The organism is Azospirillum humicireducens, from assembly GCF_001639105.2.
In the GTDB taxonomy this organism is placed as follows: domain Bacteria; phylum Pseudomonadota; class Alphaproteobacteria; order Azospirillales; family Azospirillaceae; genus Azospirillum; species Azospirillum humicireducens.
Window position 1 is genome coordinate 2,491,298 of the sequence record NZ_CP015285.1, and the last position, 18,814, is coordinate 2,510,111.

20 protein-coding genes and 1 tRNA gene are annotated in these 18,814 nt (G+C 66.6%); 6 read left to right on the forward strand and 15 right to left on the reverse strand.

Features of this window, described 5'->3' with window-relative positions:
* The first annotated feature begins 156 nt into the window (after positions 1-156).
* Positions 157-627, forward strand: coding sequence for a DoxX family protein (locus tag A6A40_RS11675; RefSeq protein WP_082860792.1), 471 nt, complete (start codon positions 157-159; stop codon positions 625-627).
* Positions 628-819: 192 nt separating this feature from the next.
* Complete coding sequence (locus A6A40_RS11680; RefSeq protein WP_063635546.1) at positions 820-3,516, forward strand: bifunctional acetate--CoA ligase family protein/GNAT family N-acetyltransferase; 2,697 nt, start codon at positions 820-822, stop codon at positions 3,514-3,516.
* A gap of 6 nt (positions 3,517-3,522) precedes the next feature.
* On the opposite strand, the gene modD is transcribed toward A6A40_RS11680, so the two are convergent.
* The 5 genes from modD to A6A40_RS11705 are packed head-to-tail and all read right to left on the reverse strand — an operon-like array spanning position 3,523 to position 6,905.
* A complete protein-coding gene (modD, locus tag A6A40_RS11685; RefSeq protein ID WP_063635547.1) occupies positions 3,523-4,353 on the reverse strand; it encodes a ModD protein in 831 nt (276 codons plus the stop codon).
* Positions 4,354-4,368: 15 nt separating this feature from the next.
* A complete protein-coding gene (locus A6A40_RS11690; protein ID WP_063635548.1) occupies positions 4,369-5,364 on the reverse strand; it encodes a magnesium transporter CorA family protein in 996 nt (331 codons plus the stop codon).
* The gene (gene folD, locus A6A40_RS11695; protein WP_063635549.1) at positions 5,361-6,278 is read right to left on the reverse strand and encodes a bifunctional methylenetetrahydrofolate dehydrogenase/methenyltetrahydrofolate cyclohydrolase FolD; all 918 of its coding nucleotides are present in this window, start codon (positions 6,276-6,278) and stop codon (positions 5,361-5,363) included. The genes A6A40_RS11690 and folD overlap by 4 nt, the downstream gene beginning before the upstream one ends.
* Before the next feature lies 1 nt (position 6,279).
* A complete protein-coding gene (locus A6A40_RS11700; protein WP_063635550.1) occupies positions 6,280-6,621 on the reverse strand; it encodes a DUF167 domain-containing protein in 342 nt (113 codons plus the stop codon).
* Positions 6,621-6,905: a YggT family protein gene (locus A6A40_RS11705; RefSeq protein WP_014249072.1), complete on the reverse strand. Its 285-nt coding sequence runs from the start codon at positions 6,903-6,905 to the stop codon at positions 6,621-6,623. Before A6A40_RS11705 ends, A6A40_RS11700 begins: the two co-directional genes overlap by 1 nt.
* Positions 6,906-7,200: 295 nt before the next feature.
* Between A6A40_RS11705 and A6A40_RS11710 the strand changes: the two genes are divergently transcribed.
* Together A6A40_RS11710 and A6A40_RS32395 are read left to right on the forward strand one after the other, a co-directional pair.
* Positions 7,201-7,276 (forward strand) — tRNA-Ala (locus A6A40_RS11710).
* Between the two features lie 200 nt (positions 7,277-7,476).
* A complete protein-coding gene (locus A6A40_RS32395) occupies positions 7,477-7,917 on the forward strand; it encodes a hypothetical protein (RefSeq protein WP_418208598.1) in 441 nt (146 codons plus the stop codon).
* A 126-nt stretch (positions 7,918-8,043) separates the two neighbouring features.
* Here A6A40_RS32395 and A6A40_RS11715 read toward each other — a convergent pair whose 3' ends face one another.
* The 5 genes from A6A40_RS11715 to A6A40_RS31090 all read right to left on the reverse strand — a co-directional run bounded on the left by A6A40_RS11715 (position 8,044) and on the right by A6A40_RS31090 (position 12,627).
* Positions 8,044-8,970 carry a restriction endonuclease gene (locus A6A40_RS11715; protein ID WP_063635551.1) on the reverse strand — a complete coding sequence of 309 codons (927 nt, stop codon included), beginning with the start codon at positions 8,968-8,970 and terminating at the stop codon, positions 8,044-8,046.
* Positions 8,970-9,710 (reverse strand): M48 family metallopeptidase, encoded by a 741-nt coding sequence (locus tag A6A40_RS11720; RefSeq protein WP_063635552.1) that lies wholly within the window; start codon positions 9,708-9,710, stop codon positions 8,970-8,972. The genes A6A40_RS11715 and A6A40_RS11720 overlap by 1 nt, the downstream gene beginning before the upstream one ends.
* 4 nt (positions 9,711-9,714) lie before the next feature.
* Positions 9,715-10,200, reverse strand: a complete 486-nt coding sequence (locus A6A40_RS11725) for a type I restriction enzyme endonuclease domain-containing protein (RefSeq protein WP_063635553.1) — start codon at positions 10,198-10,200, stop codon at positions 9,715-9,717.
* 197 nt (positions 10,201-10,397) lie between these two features.
* Positions 10,398-11,183: a DUF3800 domain-containing protein gene (locus A6A40_RS11730; protein WP_063635554.1), complete on the reverse strand. Its 786-nt coding sequence runs from the start codon at positions 11,181-11,183 to the stop codon at positions 10,398-10,400.
* A 526-nt stretch (positions 11,184-11,709) separates the two neighbouring features.
* Positions 11,710-12,627 (reverse strand): restriction endonuclease subunit S, encoded by a 918-nt coding sequence (locus A6A40_RS31090; protein WP_082860877.1) that lies wholly within the window; start codon positions 12,625-12,627, stop codon positions 11,710-11,712.
* Here A6A40_RS31090 and A6A40_RS11740 point away from each other — a divergent pair.
* Both A6A40_RS11740 and A6A40_RS11745 read left to right on the forward strand, forming a co-directional pair.
* Positions 12,524-13,036: a winged helix-turn-helix domain-containing protein gene (locus A6A40_RS11740; protein ID WP_063635556.1), complete on the forward strand. Its 513-nt coding sequence runs from the start codon at positions 12,524-12,526 to the stop codon at positions 13,034-13,036. The genes A6A40_RS31090 and A6A40_RS11740 overlap by 104 nt on opposite strands.
* Positions 13,037-13,074: 38 nt before the next feature.
* The gene (locus A6A40_RS11745) at positions 13,075-13,590 is read left to right on the forward strand and encodes an IS630 family transposase (protein ID WP_082860793.1); all 516 of its coding nucleotides are present in this window, start codon (positions 13,075-13,077) and stop codon (positions 13,588-13,590) included.
* A gap of 206 nt (positions 13,591-13,796) precedes the next feature.
* Here the strand turns inward: A6A40_RS11745 and A6A40_RS11755 are convergent, their stop codons facing one another.
* The 5 genes from A6A40_RS11755 to accD form a co-directional block, all read right to left on the reverse strand.
* Positions 13,797-14,246, reverse strand: a complete 450-nt coding sequence (locus A6A40_RS11755) for an IS1096 element passenger TnpR family protein (RefSeq protein ID WP_063635557.1) — start codon at positions 14,244-14,246, stop codon at positions 13,797-13,799.
* A 36-nt stretch (positions 14,247-14,282) separates the two neighbouring features.
* Positions 14,283-15,158, reverse strand: coding sequence for a hypothetical protein (locus A6A40_RS11760; protein WP_063635558.1), 876 nt, complete (start codon positions 15,156-15,158; stop codon positions 14,283-14,285).
* Between the two features lie 31 nt (positions 15,159-15,189).
* On the reverse strand, positions 15,190-16,209 hold the full coding sequence (locus A6A40_RS11765) for a DMT family transporter (protein ID WP_418208599.1): 1,020 nt from the start codon (positions 16,207-16,209) through the stop codon (positions 15,190-15,192).
* Positions 16,210-16,303: 94 nt separating this feature from the next.
* Entirely contained in the window at positions 16,304-17,671 is a 1,368-nt protein-coding gene (locus tag A6A40_RS11770; protein WP_063635560.1) for a bifunctional folylpolyglutamate synthase/dihydrofolate synthase, read from the reverse strand.
* 34 nt (positions 17,672-17,705) lie between these two features.
* A complete protein-coding gene (gene accD, locus A6A40_RS11775; protein ID WP_063635561.1) occupies positions 17,706-18,689 on the reverse strand; it encodes an acetyl-CoA carboxylase, carboxyltransferase subunit beta in 984 nt (327 codons plus the stop codon).
* Between the last annotated feature and the right edge of the window lie 125 nt (positions 18,690-18,814).

Genomic DNA, 18,814 nt, shown 5'->3' on the forward strand with positions numbered 1-18,814 from the left:
ATTGTGCTGGATCAATGATGGAAATAAAAGAACTCAAATAATGGCCGGGTGTATCGCGGACACTCTCCGCTCCCCCTGCCTGCCTGCCAGCAGTCCCATCAGCGGTTTTCCAGCCAAACAGGCAAAATTAACTATAATTTTAAGGATTGATCGATCATGTCCACTGGAATCGCAAACAATACGGCTTCCCACGCCACCGATGGCGCATCGCCGCTCGCCGCCCTCATCGGCCCGGCGGTTCTGCCCGACCGCTTCTCGCCCGCGCTGGCGATGAACGGGGTGCGCATTCTGCTGGGCCTGTTCTATGCTCCGCATGTCTACCAGAAGCTGAGCGGCATCGACGCCTCGCTGGGCTTCTTCGCCAAGGCCGGGCTGGAGCCGGCGCCGCTGTTCCTCGGCCTCGCCATCCTGTGCGAATCCCTGGCCTTCGTGACGCTCGTCGGCGGCTTCTTCACCCGCTGGACCGCCCTGCTGTCCGCCGGCTGCATGGTGGTGGCCGCCTATGCCATCTTCGCCACCAAGGGCGTCAACTGGTACTGGGCCAAGGGCGGGGTGGAGTATCTGGTGCTGTGGGGGCTGCTGTCGCTGGCGGTGGCGGCGGACGCCTGGCGCCGGACCTCCCGATAAGCGGAACCGACACCGTCCGGCCGGGATCGGCGCGACGAAACGCCTCTTGCCCAATGGTCATACCAACCCCTAATGTTGCGTCGCAGCAAATGGCGGGGATGAAAGTCCGGGCCCACGCTGTTCGTCATCAAAATCGTCGGCATCCCGTGGCAGACTGGGGGCCGGCGCCTTATCCCAGCCCCGGATCCGGTCATGACCGTTCGCAACCTCGACAAGCTGTTCAAGCCCGCCTCCATCGCCCTGATCGGCGCCAGCCGCAAGCCGGGCACGGTGGGGGCGGTGGTGGCCCGCAACCTGTTCCAGGCCGGCTTCGACGGGCCGGTGATGCCGGTCAACCCGACCGAGCGCGCGGTGGAAGGGGTGCTGACCTACAAGACGGTGGACAGCCTGCCGATCACCCCGGACCTGGGCGTCATCTGCACGGCGCCCGACACGGTGGCGGCGACCATCGACGCGCTGGGCAAGCGCGGGACCAAGGCCGCCATCGTCATGACCAACGGCATGTCCGCCGACCAGACCCAGGCGATGCTGGACGCGGCCAAGCCCTATCTGATGCGGGTGCTGGGTCCGAACAGCCTGGGCGCCATGGTGCCGGGCCGCGGCATGAATGCCAGCTTCGCGCCGGTGGCCCCCCGCAAGGGCGATGTCGCGCTGGTGGCGCAAAGCTCGATGGTGCTGACCTCCATCGCCGATTGGGCGACGTCGCGCGGGATCGGCTTCTCGCATCTGGTGTCGCTGGGCGACCGCGGCGACGTGGATTTCGGCGACCTGCTGGACTATCTCGCCTCCGACGTCACGGTGCGCGCCATCCTGCTCTATATCGAGAGCATCACGCACGCCCGCAAATTCATGTCGGCCGCCCGATCCGCCTCGCGCCAGAAGCCGGTGATCGTCATCAAGGCCGGCCGTTCCGACGAGGCGCAGGAGGCCGCGGCCAGCCACACCGGGGCGCTCGCGGTGTCGGACGCCGTCTATGACGCGGTGTTCCGCCGGGCCGGCGTGCTGCGGGTGAACGATCTGGCCGAGCTGTTCGACGCCGCCGGCACGCTGGGAACCGGGGTGCCGATCACCGGCGACCGGCTGGCGATCCTGACCAACGGCGGCGGCATGGGCGTGATGGCCACCGACAAGCTGATCCAGGCCGGCGGCCGGCTCGCCGCCCTGGCGCATGAGACGCAGGAGGCTCTGGCCAAGGCGCTGGGGCCGCAGCCGGGCGGCGCCCCCTTCCGCAACCCGCTGCGCATCGGCGCCGACGCCACGCCCAAGCGCTATGCCGAGGCGCTGAACGCGCTGATGCAGGACACCGGCAACGACGCGGTCCTGGTCCTGCACTGCCCGTCCGCCCTGACCGACAGCGAGGCCATCGCCCAGGCGGTGGCGGAGACGGTGCAGGCCAACAAGGCCCGCCGCCATCCGGTGCTGACCAGCTGGATCGGCGACCAGTCGGCGGTGGAGGCGCGCAAGCTGTTCGCCGATGCCCGGATCCCGACCTACAACGGCCCGTCGGACGCGGTGCGCGCCTTCATGCATCTGGTGCGTTACCGCCGCAGCCAGCAACTGCTGATGGAGACCCCGCCGTCGGTGGCCGAGGATTTCCAGCCCGACGAGATCACCGTGAAGAAGGTGATCTCCCGCGCCATGGCCGAGAAGCGCGAGTGGCTGAGCGAGTATGAGGCCAAGCGCGTGCTGGCCGCCTACGGCATCCCGGTGGTCGACACCCGCGTCGCCCAGACGCCGGAGGAGGCCGCCGCCGCCGCCCGCGTCATCGGCGGGCCGATCGCGCTGAAGATCCTGTCGCACGACATCACGCACAAGTCCGACGTCGGCGGCGTGGCGCTGGGCCTGACCAGCCCGGAGGACGTGAAGGCCGAAGCCGAAGCCATGTTGGCCCGCGTCGCCGAACTGGCGCCCGAGGCGAAGATCGAAGGCTTCACCGTGCAGGAGATGGCCGTCAGCCCCGATGCCTACGAACTGATCGTCGGCATGACCGAGAACGAGATGTTCGGTCCGGTCCTGCTGTTCGGCGAGGGCGGCATCGGCGTGGAGGTGGTGGAGGATTATGCGCTGGCCCTGCCGCCGCTGAACATGAAGCTGGCGTCCGAGCAGATGAGCCGTACCCGCATTCATCGCCAGTTGCAGGGCTTCCGCTCCCGCGCCGCGGTCGATCTGGATGCGGTGGCGCTGACGCTCAACAAGGTCAGCCAGCTGGTGGTCGATTTTCCCGAGATCGCGGAGATGGACATCAACCCGCTGCTGGCCGACGCCAACGGCGTCATGGCGCTGGACGCCCGCATCAAGGTCGGCGTGCCGGCCCTGCCGGGCGCGGCGCGGCTGGCGATCCGCCCCTATCCGAAGGCGCTGGAGGACCGCATCACCATCAAGGACGGCCGCCAGTTCCTGGTCCGCCCGATCCTGCCGGAGGACGAGCCGCTGGTGCATCATCTGGTGGAGAACCAGACGGCCGAGGATCTGCGCCTGCGCTTCTTCGCCCCGCTGAAGCGGCTGTCGCACCAGGCGGCGGCGCGCCTGACCCAGATCGACTACGATCGCGAGATGGGGCTGATCGCCGTCGGTCCCGACCCGCAGACCGGCGACACCATCATGTATGGCGTGGTGCGCATCACCGCCGACCCCGACAACCGACGCGCCGAATATGCGGTGATGGTGCGGTCCGACATGAAGGGCCAGGGGCTGGGTTTTATCCTGATGAACAAGATCCTCGATTACGCCCGCTCGCGCGGCATCAAGGAGGTCTATGGCGAGGTTCTGCGCGAGAACACCAACATGCTGAACATGTGCCGCGCCCTCGGTTTTGTCCGCAAGGAGAACCTGGACGAGCCGGGCGTGGTGGAGGTTCGCATCGAGCTGGGTGGCGGCTTGGCGGCGTAAGGGCTCCTATAACGGACCCAGCACCACCTTCACGTCGGCGGGCTGGCCGAAGAAGGGAGCCGAGGTGATCAGCAGGCGGCAGCCGGCTGCGGCATAGGCGGCGGCATTTGCCTCGGTCACGCCGCCGGCCGGGGCGACCGCCGGTGGCGGCGTCAAGCCGCGCGTCGCCTCGATCACTGCGCGGGCGGCATCGGGCGGCAGCTTTTCCAGCTGGATCACGTCGGCGCCGGCCTGCGCAAAGGCCACCGCCTCCTCCACCGTTCCGACCTCCACCACGATTTTCTTTTCCGGAGCCTTGCGGCGCAATCCGGCGATCCAAGTTTCCGGCGGTTCGGCCAGGAAGGCACGGTGCTCGGGGAACACCAGCAGTGTTTCCGACAGGCCCAGCCGGTGCATCACCGCTCCGCCCGCCTGCACGGCCTTGACGCTGAGATCCTTGGATCCTGGAAAGTTCTTGCGGGTGCAGGCGACGGTCACACCGGGAGCGGCCTCGACGATGCGCCGGGCGCGGGTGGCGATGCCGGAGGCATACTCAACCAGGGTCTGCGCCACCTTCCAGGCCCTGTGCAGCGATCCGGCCGGGCCGTCCACCTCCAAGAAGACCGCTCCGGCGCCCATGGCTGTTCCGCTGGCCTCGACGCGCAGGATGCTGCCACCGGCCTTTTCCACCAGCCGCGCTGCTTCCTCCGTCCCCGCCAGCACCATGGCGCCGCGGGCGGCGAAACTCATCCGCGCCGGACGGGCAGCGATCCCGAGCGAGTCGGTGGTCAAGTCGCCGTAGGGAACATCCTGTGCCAGAAGCGCGTCGAGGGCGGCGTCGGACAGGATGGTCGTCATCGGCGGAGTATCCTTCTAAAGCCAGCCGCGCCGGCGGAAGTACCAGAGCGGAACCACCGCCGACAGCACCATCAGCAGAATGGCCATGGGATAGCCGAAACTCCACTCCAGTTCCGGCATGTGCTTGAAATTCATGCCATAGGCGGACGCGATCAGAGTCGGTGGCATCAGCGCCACCGAGACGACCGAGAAGATCTTGATGATGGCGTTCTGCTCGATGTTGATCAGACCGAGCGTGGCATCGAGCAGGAAGTTCGCCTCGTGAGCCAGGAAGCCGGCATGCTCCGTCAGGGACCGCAAGTCGCGCGTCATCGTCTTCAGCGCGGTCTTCTGTTCCTTGTTCAGCCGCCCGCCGCTGACCGAGGTCATGAACACCACCAGCCGGTCGAGGCCGGCCAGGCTGTCGCGCACCTTGTGGGTCAGGTCGCCGGCCCGGCCGATGCCGCGCAGCACGTCCTGCAGTTCGTCCGGCTTCTTGGCCGCCTTGCCGAAGCCGCCGCCGTCCAGCGAATCGTCGAAGACGCGGGCCGACAGTTCGTCGATGCGGCCGCCGACCAGTTCCAGCACGTCGGCGACCCGGTCGATCACCGCGTCCAGCAGCCCGAACAGGGCGCTCTCCCCCGTCGCCAGCAGCTCCGGCTGGCGGACACAGCGGGCGGCGAAGGTGATGACAGGCAGCGGTTCGGTGTAGCGCAGAGTGATCAGGTGGCGCGGGGTCAGCACGAAGGTCAGCTCGCCCTGCTCCGGATGGGGCGAGGTGGCGCGCGAGATGATGGGAGAGGTCATGTAGATCCCCTCCCCTTCCACATAGAGCTGGCTGGAGGCTTCGATCTCCTTCATTTCCTCGCGCGTCGGCAGGTCGCAGCCGGTCAGCGCGCCGACATGGGCGCGCTCCGCTTCCGTCGGGCGCAGGAGATCGATCCACACCGCACCGACCGGCAAGTCTTCGCCGAGTTCGAGCGGCTGGCGCACCACCCGCCCATCTTCGGCACGGGCATGGACGGTGATCAAAGGGCGGCCCCAACGCCGGCTTCCGCCGGAACCGGTGCGCCGGCGGCGCGGCAGGCGGCGGCAAGCGTGTTCAGCATCAGGCAGGCGATGGTCATCGGGCCGACGCCGCCGGGGACGGGCGTGATGGCGCCGGCGACCTTCACCGCCTCGTCGAAGGCGACGTCGCCGACCAGTCGGGTCTTGCCCGGCTCCGCCGCCGCGACGCGGTTGATGCCGACATCGATCACGGTGGCACCGGCCTTGATCCAATCGCCGCGCACCATCTCCGGCCGGCCGACCGCCGCCACCAGGATATCGGCGCGGCGGCACTCCTCCGGCAGATCCGCCGTGCGGGAATGGGCCATCGTCACCGTGCAGTCGGCCTGGAGCAGCAGCTGCGCCATCGGCTTGCCGACGATGTTGGAGCGGCCGAGCACCAGGGCGCGCTTGCCCTTAAGGTCGCGGCCCAGCGTGTCGCGGATCAGCAGCAGGCTGCCCAGCGGCGTGCAGGGCACGATGGCGCCCGGCTGGCCGGTGGCGAGCAGGCCGGCATTGACGACGTGGAAGCCGTCGGCGTCCTTTTCCGGGACGATGCGGGCCAGCACCTTCTGGGTGTCGATGTGCTTGGGCAACGGCAGCTGGACCAGGATGCCGTGCACGGCCGGGTCGGCGTTCAGGCGGTCGATCAGCGCCAGCAGGTCGGATTCGGCCATGTCGGCCGGCTCGTGATGGTCGAAGCTGTTCATACCCAACTCGACCAGGGCCCGTTCCTTGGAACGGACATAGACCTGGCTGGCCGGATCCTCGCCCACCAGCACGACGGCCAGACCGGGGGTGACGCCATGGCTGGCCTTCAGCGCCGCCACACCGTCCGCCACCCGAGCGCGCAGACCGGCCGCAAAGGCCTTGCCGTCGATGATCTTCGCGTCCGCCATGCTACTCTCCACCCTCGGTACCCATATCGTCGATCAAGGCCGACAGCCGCGGCAGCAGAGCCGCCGGGTCGCCGGCCACATGCAGTATCTTGTTCCGGTCGGTGGCGCCGGCCACCACGGTCAGGCTGGTCTTGGGCAGTTTCCACGCCTTCGACAACAGTTTTATGACGGCCTCGTTGGCTTTGCCGTTTTCCGGCACCGCCGTGACCGACAGTTTCAGCACACGTCCTCCACCAGCCGTTTCGGCCGTGCCGGTCACCGCGTTGCGCGATGCCTTGGGCGTCACCCTCAGCGCCACCCGCAAGCCGTCGGCCACCGCGTCCATCGGCGAGGAATCCGCCATCAGAAGCGCGGCCAGTACTGGGCCATCAGGTTCTGGATGAAGGAGATCGCCAGCAGAACCACGATCGGCGACAGGTCCAGCCCGCCCATGTTGGGCAGGACTCGGCGGATCGGACGCAGCACCGGTTCGGTGATGCGATACAGGAAATCGCCGATCAGATAGACCGCGCGGTTGCGCGTGTTCACCACATTGAAGGCCACCAGCCAGCTGAGGATCGCCGACAGGATGAGGACCCAGAAGAACAGGTCCAGAATGGTGTTGATGAGCATATACAGCGCGATCATGCCGGGCCAGCTCCATGGCGGTTCTTTGGGATGGCCGCGCGCAACGCACTGCGAAACGGGCGCCAGCCTTTTCCGGGCACCCTAAGCATAAGCGGCGAGACCTGTCCAGTACGGCGGCCCTCCGATAGGCCGGGTGGCATGCGGCACATAGACGGGAACGGCGTCGGCATCCAAGCCGGTCCCAGGCCGTCACGCACACGCTTCATTTTTTCTGAATCAAGCGCTTGACAGCACCCCCCGTCATGGACAATATCCGCGCCACGCCGGGGCAACGAAGACGCCGCGGTGTGAGTGTGGGGCCGTAGCTCAGCTGGGAGAGCGACGCGTTCGCAATGCGTAGGTCGGGAGTTCGATCCTCCTCGGCTCCACCAATCACCCCCAAGACATTGATGTGACACAGGAATTCGCCCGGAAGCGGCGGAATTCCCCGCGGTGTGACACCGCCCTGTCGCACACGGCGTCGGCCGAATCGCCTCCATCCCCTTCAAAATCCGCCGTTTCAGCCCGTCCGGGGTGTCGCACATCCCTGTCGCCCAGGCGGCGTCCCACAGGGCTGTGGATCCGGGGAGCCGTGTGGCAGTTCCGGACGCGGGTTCCGGCCGACCTCCAGGCGGTTCTGGGCCGGACGGGAGGTCATGGACACCCTCCGGTGGCTGCCACCGAACTCGACCAAGCGGTACCCGAACCTGACCGCCCGCGAGATCGCCCAGAAGACCCACGACGCCGGCAAGGCATCCGGCCTCAGTCCGGCGACGGTGAACGGATACATGACCAAGCTGTCCGCCCTCCTGACCTGGGCGGTCAACGAGGGGGGGCATCGACCGGAATCCAGCGAAGGGGCTTGGCGTCGTGGACACCACCAACCGCAAGGACAAGCGGCAGCCGCTCACCCCGAAGCAGCTTCAAGCGATCTTCACCGCCCCGCTCTACACCGGCTGCCAGGACGACGACTACGGCTACGCCAAGCCCGGAGACGCCCGTCCCCGACGGGGACGCTTCTGGGTGCCGTTGATCGGCTTGTTTTCGGGCATGCGGCTTCCGAGCATCCACCCTTCTGGAGGCAATCTCCAAAGTCGGCTACCCGGAACTGGACTTTGGCCACCTGATGCTCGCCCCGTTCCCGACGTAGGCCCGGCTGCTATTCGAAGAAGTCCTCGTCCACCCTCTTGATGTGCAGGGTCTCCTCGATCCTGCATCCGACCTCGTGCCGGATCATGAGCTTGGCCAGTTGGATGCCGTCGATCAGCACGATGCGGGTGCCCAACCGGTCTGCCGTCTCCCTGGCCGACGTGGTGAAGGCGGAGGTGGTGACGAACAGCCCCTTGGTCGCCTTGAACAGGTTCAGGCTGCCGAAGAAGTCGCGGATCGCTCCCGCCCCGACGGTGTTGCCGTCGGCATACCGCTTGGCCTGGACATAAACCCGATCCAGCCCGAGCGGATCCTGGTCGATGACGCCGTCCACGCCGTCGTCGCCGGACTTCCCGACCAGAGCCTTGTCCAGTTCCGTCACCGACCCGCCATAGCCCATGGTGATCAGCAGGCGGACCACGGTCTTCTCGAAGAAGGCCGGCGTGCCGGACCGCACCCGCTGGAGGATTTCCTCCGCCAGCGACGCCTCGATCCGCAGATGGGCCTGCCGCATCACCTCATCGGGGGTCAGGGGACTCTCGGCGACCGGCAGCACGACCTCGGCACTGTCGGCAGCCTCGGCCGTCTCGGACTCGCCATCGCGGAAGCCCTTGAAGCTCGGGAATTGCTCCAGGAACCGGATGGTGATCCGCTCCGGTGGCGAGTTCAGCACGTCCCGGCCGGTCGGCGTGATGCGGAAATGTGCCCGCCGGGTGAGGTCCACCAGCCCGGCTTTGGTCAGGTAACTCTTCGCCCAATGGACTCGGTTGGCAAATGTCGTCTGCCGCCCCGATGGCAGAAGCTGGGCTCGCTCCTCGTCGGATAGGGCGAACACGTCGGCAAGCTGGTCCACCACATCGCCGATGCGGACCTCGCCACCCCCGGCAGCGGTCTTCAGCACGGGGAGCATCAGGGTCTGGAAATCGGGAATGGCCATCAGGTCGGCTCCACGCGTCGCAGCGTCAGGAAATGCTCGTTCTGGTCCAGCCATGCCTTCCTGGCCTCCCAGTCCGGCAGGATGGTTCCGACCAGCGCCCAGAAGGCCCGGTCGTGGGTGCGGTGCCGCAGGTGGCAGAGTTCATGGACCACCGCGTATTCCAGCACCGTCCGGGGGGCGAAGACCAACTGCCAGTTCAGGTTCACGGCGCGGTCGATCCCGCAACTTCCCCAGACATGCTTCTGGTCCTTGACCCGGACATCTCTGGGCTTCAGCCCATTCGGCTCGCCGTGCCGACGGACGAGGTCGGCGACATCCTGGCGGAGCCGCCTCCTCAGCCACAGCTGCAACGCCGATTCGATCAAGTCGTCGTGGGAGGCGGGAGCCACGGACCGCGGGCCGCCGACCAGGAAGCCGTTGCGGTAGGCGACGCTCACCAGCGTGTCGTCGCAGGGCTCGACCCGCAGCCGCATGAGCCAGCCCCGGTAGGGGATCTTGGCCCCTCTGACGAACCGCCGAACGGCGTTGGAGCGGGCGATCCGCTCGGCCATGTGGCGGGTCTGCTCGTACAGCCATGCCCTGCGGCGGTGGAGCACGCCGGCAATCTCGTCCTCGGTGGCGGCGGTGGGCACGACCACCTCGACGCTGTCCTGGGTGACGGTGATGCGTGCCCGCGTCGCCGCGTCGGAGCGACTCAGGACATAGGGGATCTCGACGCTGCCGACCGTCAGCATGGGCATGGGATCAGACCTTGGCGAACTGCTTGAGGGCGAACTCCTCGACCTGCTCGGAGACCTCCTTGAGGTTCTCCAGGCCGAATTCGTGGGCCAAGCCGCGGACCTGCTGCCGCAGCGACCGCCGCAGCCCCTCCTTCTCCTGCCACAGCCGCGGGGCGGTCGCATCATCCTCGCAGAGGGCGGCGATCCGCTCCGCCAGCCCCTCCGCTCCGCCCTTCTCCCCGGCCCCGGCGTCGAAGGCCAGCAGGACCTGGAGGATGCCGTAAGCCCTCTGCGACATCCCCGCCTCCTCATGGGCAGTCGCCTTGACCTCCAGGTCCTTGGCGAGGTCCTCCGCCATTTTCAGCGTGTCGGCCCAGGAAAGCTGGGCACACTCCAGCTTCTCCAGCAACTCCCGCAACCGGTCGGAGAATTTGCCGTACTGGTGGGCGTTCTGGCCAAACCGTTCATAGACGACCTTGCGGAGTTCGGTGGTCGTTCGGCGAGGTACCATTCCATGCCAGTCGGCGCCATATGTTCCCCCGGCGGGATGCCGTCCCATCCCGATGCGCAGCGTAACATGTTACGATACGTCTTGACGGCGTCACCCGCATCACACTATGTATCGTTCAAATGGTTCGGGCTTTCTCGAACGGCGTCGAGGCTCTGGAGTGATCCAGGGCCTTTTCGCTTTTCGGGCTTCGGCCCGGCTTAGGGAAAGATCTTCAGGCCGATCCCCTCATAGCCCTTGACGCGGGAGGCCGGACGGCTGGCGCGCGCCATGCCGGTCAGTCCATCGGTCATCAGTTTCTTTTCCACGATGTCGAAGGCGCGGTTGGGCTGGTCGGGGGCCAGCACATGGCGGGCGACCGGATGCGCCGCCAGATCGGCCAGTTGCAGGCCGACGGAATTGCAGGCTTTCGATGCGAAGCGCAACTCGAAATGATGATTCCAGGCCTCCTTCTTGTCGAGGATGCGCCGGAATTGCAATTCCAGGTCCTTGTCTTCCGCCTTGCCGCGCGATTCGGCGATGATGTGGGTGCGCCGCCCCTGCTGTCTCCGGTCGATCAGGAACTGATAGGTTCGCTCCAGGCAGAATTCCAGGGACAGGTGATAGGGATTGTGCGGGGTCCTGTAGCGTTCCTTCAGCTTGACCTTGTCGATCGCCGTGACGCACAGGGTGAAGGGCGATTCGGCGATGATCGCCGACATGCCGTCCAGGAAGGCGTTGCGCCGTGCGGCATCGCGCAGCACGGCGAAATCCCCCTGCTGCTTGCGAATGTCGCGGCTGTGCAGCACGGTCAGGTCGTGGCCGAAAGTGTTGAATTTCAGGACATCGAGCGCCGGGGCGACCTGGGTCGCGTAGTCCGTCTTGCGCAAAATGCAGAAGGCCAGGGCGAACAAGGGAAACTCGGGGTTGATCGAGGTCAGGTTGTGATCGCCGCTCTCGTCCACGAACACGATGAAGTCGCTGAAATCGCTATCCGCTTGGCTCAAAATCCCATCCCCAATGAATGCGATCCGGATGGCGTCTTCTTCGCGCCCGGATCATTGTCCGCCATCGATGCTCCCGTCAGAGCGGTGGAGAATTGATGGTCAACCATCTTAAAGGTCTTGGCGTTCCGGGAGCAACCTCTGGAATTGTACGCGGCGGCCCCGGTGCGTCACACGGCGGACAGGGCGTCGGCGGGAACCCCGCTTCCGGCCGGTCAGGAGGTCGGACAGGAGGGCCGCTTTGGTTTTTTCCATGGGCCAATGCGTCCGAAGCCGACCGCTCCGCGAGGGGGTATGCGGCGACCTGTTGGACAATCCTTTCCTGCTCTTCCTTCCCCGGTAACAGGACCGGGAAATCCTTGACCTGCGTAGAGTTGATCGAAGCAAGATTCGTGGTCCGCTTCGCACAACCCAGGAAGTAGCCCTTCCCATGGGCCGATGCGGTCAAAGCTGCCAGGAACTCCGACACGAGAAGGTTCGGATTTGGGCGAACCGCAAAGACATGGTTCTGGTGCAGGCACACAGGCACTTAGCCTTTCCAGCCATCGCCCCGGCCAAGCTTGTCGAAATCCCCGCCTTCGGTCATCAGCACGTCTCCGGGGCGGAGGCTGTACCGCTCGACCTGTGATGCCGAAACCGTGATGGTCTTCAACTCAATGAGGTCGATGTGACCATCCTGGACATTTGCGACCCTCAGGTAGGGGAGTTCGACCGGGTCGTGGATGTCCTTTTTACCTTTGGCGACTCCGGTCTGGATGTGAGCCACCGTTCTGAGAGGCACAACCTTCCATGGCTCGGGAATCGCGCCAAACTCGGTCTGCTTGAAGCGACTATGCCCAATCCCCTTGCTCAGCAAACGCTTCAGCACGCTCTGCTGGACCGTGCGGGTCTGCTCGATGACCGCCTGCGTCGAAGCAACGGCTTCGTCCACGCTGGACAGGATTTCGGCGATGCGGCGTTGCTCGGAGAGCGGCGGCAGAGGGATCTGGAATTCGAGGATGTCTTGCTTTGTGATATTTGGATCTTTCCGACTACTTGCAGCAATTTTCTTCCAAGCCGGCTGGCTACGGACGAGACAGTAGTTAAGGAATGCAGGATTTACTCGTTGGCGGTCAGCCAAAATTGCAGAGACAGCCCGATTTGTAGCGGCATTCCTCTGCAATACCCCTGTCCTACCTATCTTTTGGAATCCACCATACATGGCCACAAGCACTGTTCCGGGAGGGTGTATTTCACACGATGTATCATACCGGCTCACGCTTGAACTGACTCTCGTGCCGCAGGGGATTCCCAAATTATAGCGAGCATGCTTCACTGAAGCTCCACCGGGAGTGGGGGTGACCATGTCGGCAAGCCTGAAGATCGCGGACGGGATGACGGCGGCGGACCTGCGGCTCTGGGCACGGCGGTGCGGCAACGGTCGGGCGGCGGCGCGGGCGTATGCCATCGCCAACGCCTTGGATGGGCTGGACCGTGCGGAGGCCGCACGCTTGGCTGGGATGGAGCGGCAGGCGCTGCGGGACGCGGTGCGGCGCTACAACGTGGAAGGGGTTGCGGGCCTGTTCGACCGGCCCAAGGGGCACCGGGCGGAGTGGCTGAGCGACGCGGAGCAGGCGGCCTTGGCGGCCGCGGTCTTCAAAGGACCGGCCCCCGCCGTGGATGGGGTCTGCACCTGGACCTGCGAGGCCCTGGCGGTGTGGATCGCCGCCAAGTTCGGCAAAACCTTTCATCCGCACAGTGTCGGCCGGACGTTGCGGCGGCTGGGCCTCTCGCGCCAGAAGGCCCGGCCCGTTCACCCGAAAACCGAGAGCAAAGCGCAGGAGCGCTTCAAAAAAGGGGGCTTCGCCGCGCCCTGACGGCGGCCGCCGAGGCGCACCCGGGCAAGCGCCTGCGCGTGTTCTTCCAAGATGAGGCGCGGTTCGGGCAGAAGGGGCGGCTGTGCCATCGCTGGTGGCTGAAGGGCCAGCGTCCCCCCGGCCTATGCGACCAGAGGTTCGACTGGACTTACCTCTATGCCGCCGTCGAACCCAAGACGGGGGAAGGCTTTGCCCTCGTCCTGCCGACGGTGTCCACCGTCGCCATGAACCGCTTCCTCGCCGACTTCGCCGCCACCCTGGCCCCGGACGACCACGCCGTCATGATCCTCGACGGCGCCGGTTGGCACGCCAGCAAGAGCCTGGTCGTGCCCGCCAATCTCATCCTCGTGCCCTTGCCGCCCTATTCGCCCGAGTGCAACCCGGTCGAGCGGATCTGGCTCTTCCTCCGCGAAAAGCTGATGTCGCTGCGGGTCTTTCCCGATCAGGACGCCATCATCGACGCTTGCTGCGACGCCTGGAACGCGCTCGTCGCCGAAACCGGCCGCATCAAATCCCTCTGCTTTCCGCCTTGGCTCCAGAAGGTCATTTCATAGGAGAGGCGGTATAATCCGCTGCATCGATGGAACCCCTGAGAATGTCGGCGGCCTTCCACAGATGGGATTCAAGCCGGTCCAGGGTCAGAACGGCCATCGCGAGCCCAACATCTCTTCAAAGATGTGCAAAACGACGGCACTCCATCAGACCGGGTGCGGCAGGCAACGGCGTTGACCGGGGGCGGGGCCGCAGCAGGGTGGCCGGCTCAGTCCTCCTCGTCGAAATCCTCGTCGGGGTCCGGGTACTGGGGCGGGGCCTTGCCGACCGACGCGACCACCCTGGGGTAGCGTTTGCGTGGCTCCCGCTCGCCGAGGGCCAGGACCTCGACCCGGAACCGCCACTCGTCCCCGTAGTCGAACAGGAAAATCATCGCCGTCCCGACCTTCGGGAACGCCTGGACCACCGTCGTCTTCCTGACGCTCAGGGAATCGCCGCCCTCCCCCATGTCTGCGAAGAGTTCGTACCGGGGCTTGGCGTCGTAGATGTGCCCGGTGAGCTTGGGGAAAAACCCGAAGGCGTGGTCGAGGTCGAAGGCGTAGGCCCGGACGATGGCCTCGGCGAGGTCGTAGAGGGAGCGGTCGCTCGGGATCTCGATGTCCCGGTAGAGCTTGGGCCGAAGTGCGGCCCGGACGATGTGGGTGGTGGCGTCGGCCATGGTGTTGTCCTCCTGTCGGTGCGGCGGCCCGCCGCGTCACGCCTGCGGCAGACTTTCCCGGATGTCGGGGACTCCGGCCAGGAAGATGGCGTCGGGCTGGTGGTTGACGTAGGCGAGGAAGATGTACTCGTTCCAGTGGTTGGCGGTCGGGCCGAACTTCAGCAGGGCTTCGGCGTCCACGGCCTTCCGGCCGCCGGCTGCGGACATCCGGGCGACCTCGCGGCCGATGTAGTCCAGAAACCGCTGCTCCGTCCCGTCCAGCACCACATAGGGCGTGGTGACCACCACATGATGGCCGATGTCGGGGAGCGGCGGCGGCAGCAGGCGGGTGTACCAGAGTTGGCCGGGCTCCCCGAGATACTCCGATGCCGAGTGGCACCGCAGGACTCGGCCGGTCACGATGTCCTTCAGCAGCACCAGCGGGCCGTCCATGCCCATGTGGACATAGAAGCCCATGCGGGACTCCTGCATCGGCCGGACGATGTCGGCGATCCAGGCCGGCATGCCGGTGGACTCCGCCACCCGCAGGATGCAGGTCCCCATGGTCTCCCGGCTGGACCAGAACTGGAGGTCGAAGAAGGCCCACATGTTGAAGTGGCTCGCCGTCAGCGGGCTGATCGGCGGGCCTTCCGGCACATACTCGTCCTCCGCCTTCGCCACCGCCTTGGCGTAGCCCTTCGCCTCGGGCATGGCGGAGATCGCCTCGGCGAACATCGACACCAGCGTCAGCCCCTGGGCGTAGAAGGCGAAGGCAGGATCGTAGCCCTGCTCGACGAGGTCGTTGAAACGGCTGCCGTCGAGGCCAGCCTCAACGGCACGCTCCCGGCTCGCCCGAAACGCGGACAGATCGACGACGTTCGACCGGATCTGGGTCGCCACCTTCCGGGCGATCTTGTCGGCAACGCTTCCCATAGGGACTCCTGCTGTCGGTTTGGCCCACGCCTCAATGCGTATGACCGTGGTGGGCATCGGGGAAGTGGGCGTGCCGGTGCCGCAGTCGGCCGTGACGATGCTTGTGGGTGTGCGGTTCGGTCACCGGGCCGTCGTGACCGTGCTGGTGATGCTCGTCGTGAACGTGCGGGTGATCGTGCTCGATCTCGTTGTGGTCATGCTCATGGTCGTGGTCCTCGGTCAGGTGCAGCCAGACGCCGATCCCCATCAGGACCGCTGCGGTGACGAGCCCAGCCGTCAACGGCTCCCCAAAGATCACCAGGGAGACGATGCCTCCGACGAACGGGGCCGTGGAGAAATAGGCCCCGGTCCTGGCGGTGCCGATATGCCGCAGGGCGATCACGAACAGCACGAGGCTGACGCCGTAGCCCAGCAGCCCGACCAGCATGGCCGCCGCCACGGTCGGCACGGCGGGCAAGCCGTCGCCAAGGGCCGTGGCGATGCCGACATTGACGCTGCCGGCAACCACCCCCTTGATCGCGGCGATGTCCACAGGATCTGCCAGCGAGACCTTGCGGGTCAGGTTGTTGTCCACCGCCCACATCAGGCAGGCGGCAGCGACCACGACCGGTCCCCATCCACCGGCCCAGCCGCTTCCAATGTCCAGCGGTCCACTCCAGGACAGCACCACCGCTCCCGCCACGATGGCGACCATCCCGGCAACGAGCCGCCGGTCGAAGCCTTCCTGGAAGACGAACCACGCCAGGAGAGCGGTAAGCACCCCTTCCAGAGTGAGCAGCAGCGAGGCGGTCGATGCCGGCGTTGCCGTCAGGCCGAACATCAGCAGCACCGGCCCGGCGACACCACCGGCAAAGACGGCGCCAAGCAGCCAGAGCCACTCGGTGCCGCGGATGCTCCGTTCGCCCCGCCTCGACGATGCCGTCAGCCCACCGAGCAGCCTGACCAGCCCCAGGCCGATCCCGGAGCCGAGATACAGCAGGCCCGCCAGCATCCAGGGCGACAGGTCATGGACCAGCAGCTTTGCCAGCGGTGTGCTGACGCCGAAAAGCACGGCAGCACCTATGGCAGTTGTCGACCCCGTTTGTCCCATGGGAGATCCACCCGTCCGGTGGCTGAAGAAAACAGTCTCCCGACGATGACGGATCTCAGCCGTTCTCCGCCAGCACCGTTCCGGCCAGATAGAGCGAGCCGCAGATCAGCACACGCGCCGGACCCGGGCGATTGGCCACGAGATCGGCCAGGGCCGCATCGACACCATCGGCCGCCGCATGGTCGCGGATACCGCAAAGCTTGGCGGTCTCGCAGGATTCCTCCGCGGTGAAGCTGGCTTCCTCGCCGGGGATCGCCACCGCGCGCAGGGAATGGGTGAAGGGCGCCAGCGGCCCCAGGAACTCGAACGGGTCCTTGCTGGACAGCATGCCGTAGATCACGAACAGCGGCAGGGCAGGAGAGCCCTCCGTCCGGCCGGGCTGGCCGCGCGACCAGTCGACCGCCTGCCGGGCCAGCACCTCGCCCGCCGAATCGTTGTGGCCGCCATCCAGCCAAAGCTCCCAGCCGGGCGGCAGGCTTTCGGCCAGCGGGCCGCGGGTCAGGCGCTGCAGCCGGGCCGGCCATTCGACGGTGGCGAGGCCCTTGCGCACAGCCTCATCGTCCACGGCCAGCGGCAGATGGTCCAGACAGGCGATGGCAACGCCGGCATTGGTGATCTGATGGACGCCGGCCAGTCCCGGCATGGGCAGGTCGAGCTGCCGCCTGGCGCTTTCGAAGCGGAAACCATCCACACGCTCCTGCACCGACCAGCTCTGGATCGGAGCGGCGATGGCGTTGGCGCGCAGGTTCAACGCCCTGAGCGCATCGGCCTCCGGCTGCGGAGCCAGCACCACCGGGACGCCCGGCTTGAAGATGCCGGCCTTCTCGCTGCCGATCTCCAGCAGCGAATCGCCCAGGAACTGGCGGTGGTCGTAGGAGATGCGGGTGATCGCCGTCACCGCCGGCCTGTCCACCACATTGGTGGCGTCCAGCCGCCCGCCCAGCCCGGTCTCCAGCAGGACCACGTCGGCCGGCACGCGGGAGAAGGCAAGGAAGGCCGCGACCGTCGTCACCTCGAAGAAGGTGATCGGGTTGCCGGCGTTGGCGACCTCGCATTCCTCCAGCAGGGCGGCCAGATGGTCGTCGTCGATCAGCCGCCCACCCTGATCTCCGCCCAGCCGGATGCGCTCGTGGAAGCGGACGAGGTGTGGAGAGGTGTAGACATGGACGCGGTAACCGGCCGCCTCCAGCATCGCCCGCAGGAAGGCGACCGTCGACCCCTTGCCGTTGGTGCCGGCGACATGGACCACCGGCGGCAGCTTCCGCTCCGGATGGTCCAACGCCGCCAGCAGACGGTGCACCCGGTCCAACGACAGGTCGATGACCTTGGGATGAAGCCCCTTCAACCGGTCCAGCACCGGGTCGGAACGGGTCGCGGCCGGCCGGGCGGGCGGATTGGCCAGCGGAAGGGAGGCGTCGGTCATGATCGTCTCTGGTCGGGTGGGCGGGGGGTGCCGGTCAGTCGTCGCCGGCCTGGACCGGAGCGGCCGGCTGGGCGGAGTTGGCCTGTGCGGTCGGCTGGGGCATCTGGGCCGGTTCGCCGTCGGCCGCCTTCGCGGCGGTCAGGTCGAGGTCCTCCGCCACCGCGTCGATGCGCGGGGTCATCAGCAGGCCGATGGTGCGGACCAGGGTCGGGCGCAGGTCACGGCGGTGGACCACCATGTCGACCATGCCGTGTTCCAGCAGGTATTCCGAGCGCTGGAAGCCTTCCGGCAGGGTCTCGCGGATCGTGCTCTCGATCACGCGGGCGCCGGCGAAGCCGATCTGCGCACCCTTCTCGGCGATGTGGATGTCGCCCAGCATGGCGAAGCTGGCGGTGACGCCGCCGGTGGTCGGATCGGTCAGCACCACGATGTAGGGCAGGCCGGCTTCCTTGACCATCTCCACCGCGATGGTGGTCCGCGGCATCTGCATCAGCGACAGGATGCCTTCCTGCATGCGGGCCCCGCCCGATGCCGGCACGACGATCAGCGGCGCGTTCTTCGCCACCGCCAGACGGGCGGCGGTCAGCAGCCCTTCGCCGACGGCGATGCCCATCGACCCGCCCATGAAGCCGAAGTCGAAGGCGGCGACCACGGCGGCATGGCCGCCGATGCGGCCCTCGCCCACCACGATGGCGTCGGTGCGGCCGGTCTTGGTCTGGGCTTCCTTCAGGCGGTCGGTGTAGCGCTTCTGATCGCGGAACTTCAGCGGATCGGCGACCGACTTGGGCAGCTCGACGGCCTCATAGGCGCCGTCGTCGAACATCGACTCCAGCCGCTTGACCGGGTCGAGCCGCATGTGGAAGCCGCAATGCTGGCAGACGTGCAGGTTCTCTTCCAGCTCGCGGTGGAACAGCATCGACTCGCAGCTCGGGCATTTGTGCCAGAGGTTGTCGGGCACTTCCTTGCGGGCGTAGAGCGCGCGGATCTTGGGGCGGACGTAGTTGGTGAGCCAGTTCATGGAACGCCTTTCAACGACATGGCGGTACGCCGAAGCCCGGCGGCGGCCGGACATCGGGTCCGTGCCGCACCGGGCTCTTCAGCCGGTCGTCGCCATGAGCGATCGTGTTGCAGGTGTCGTAAAGC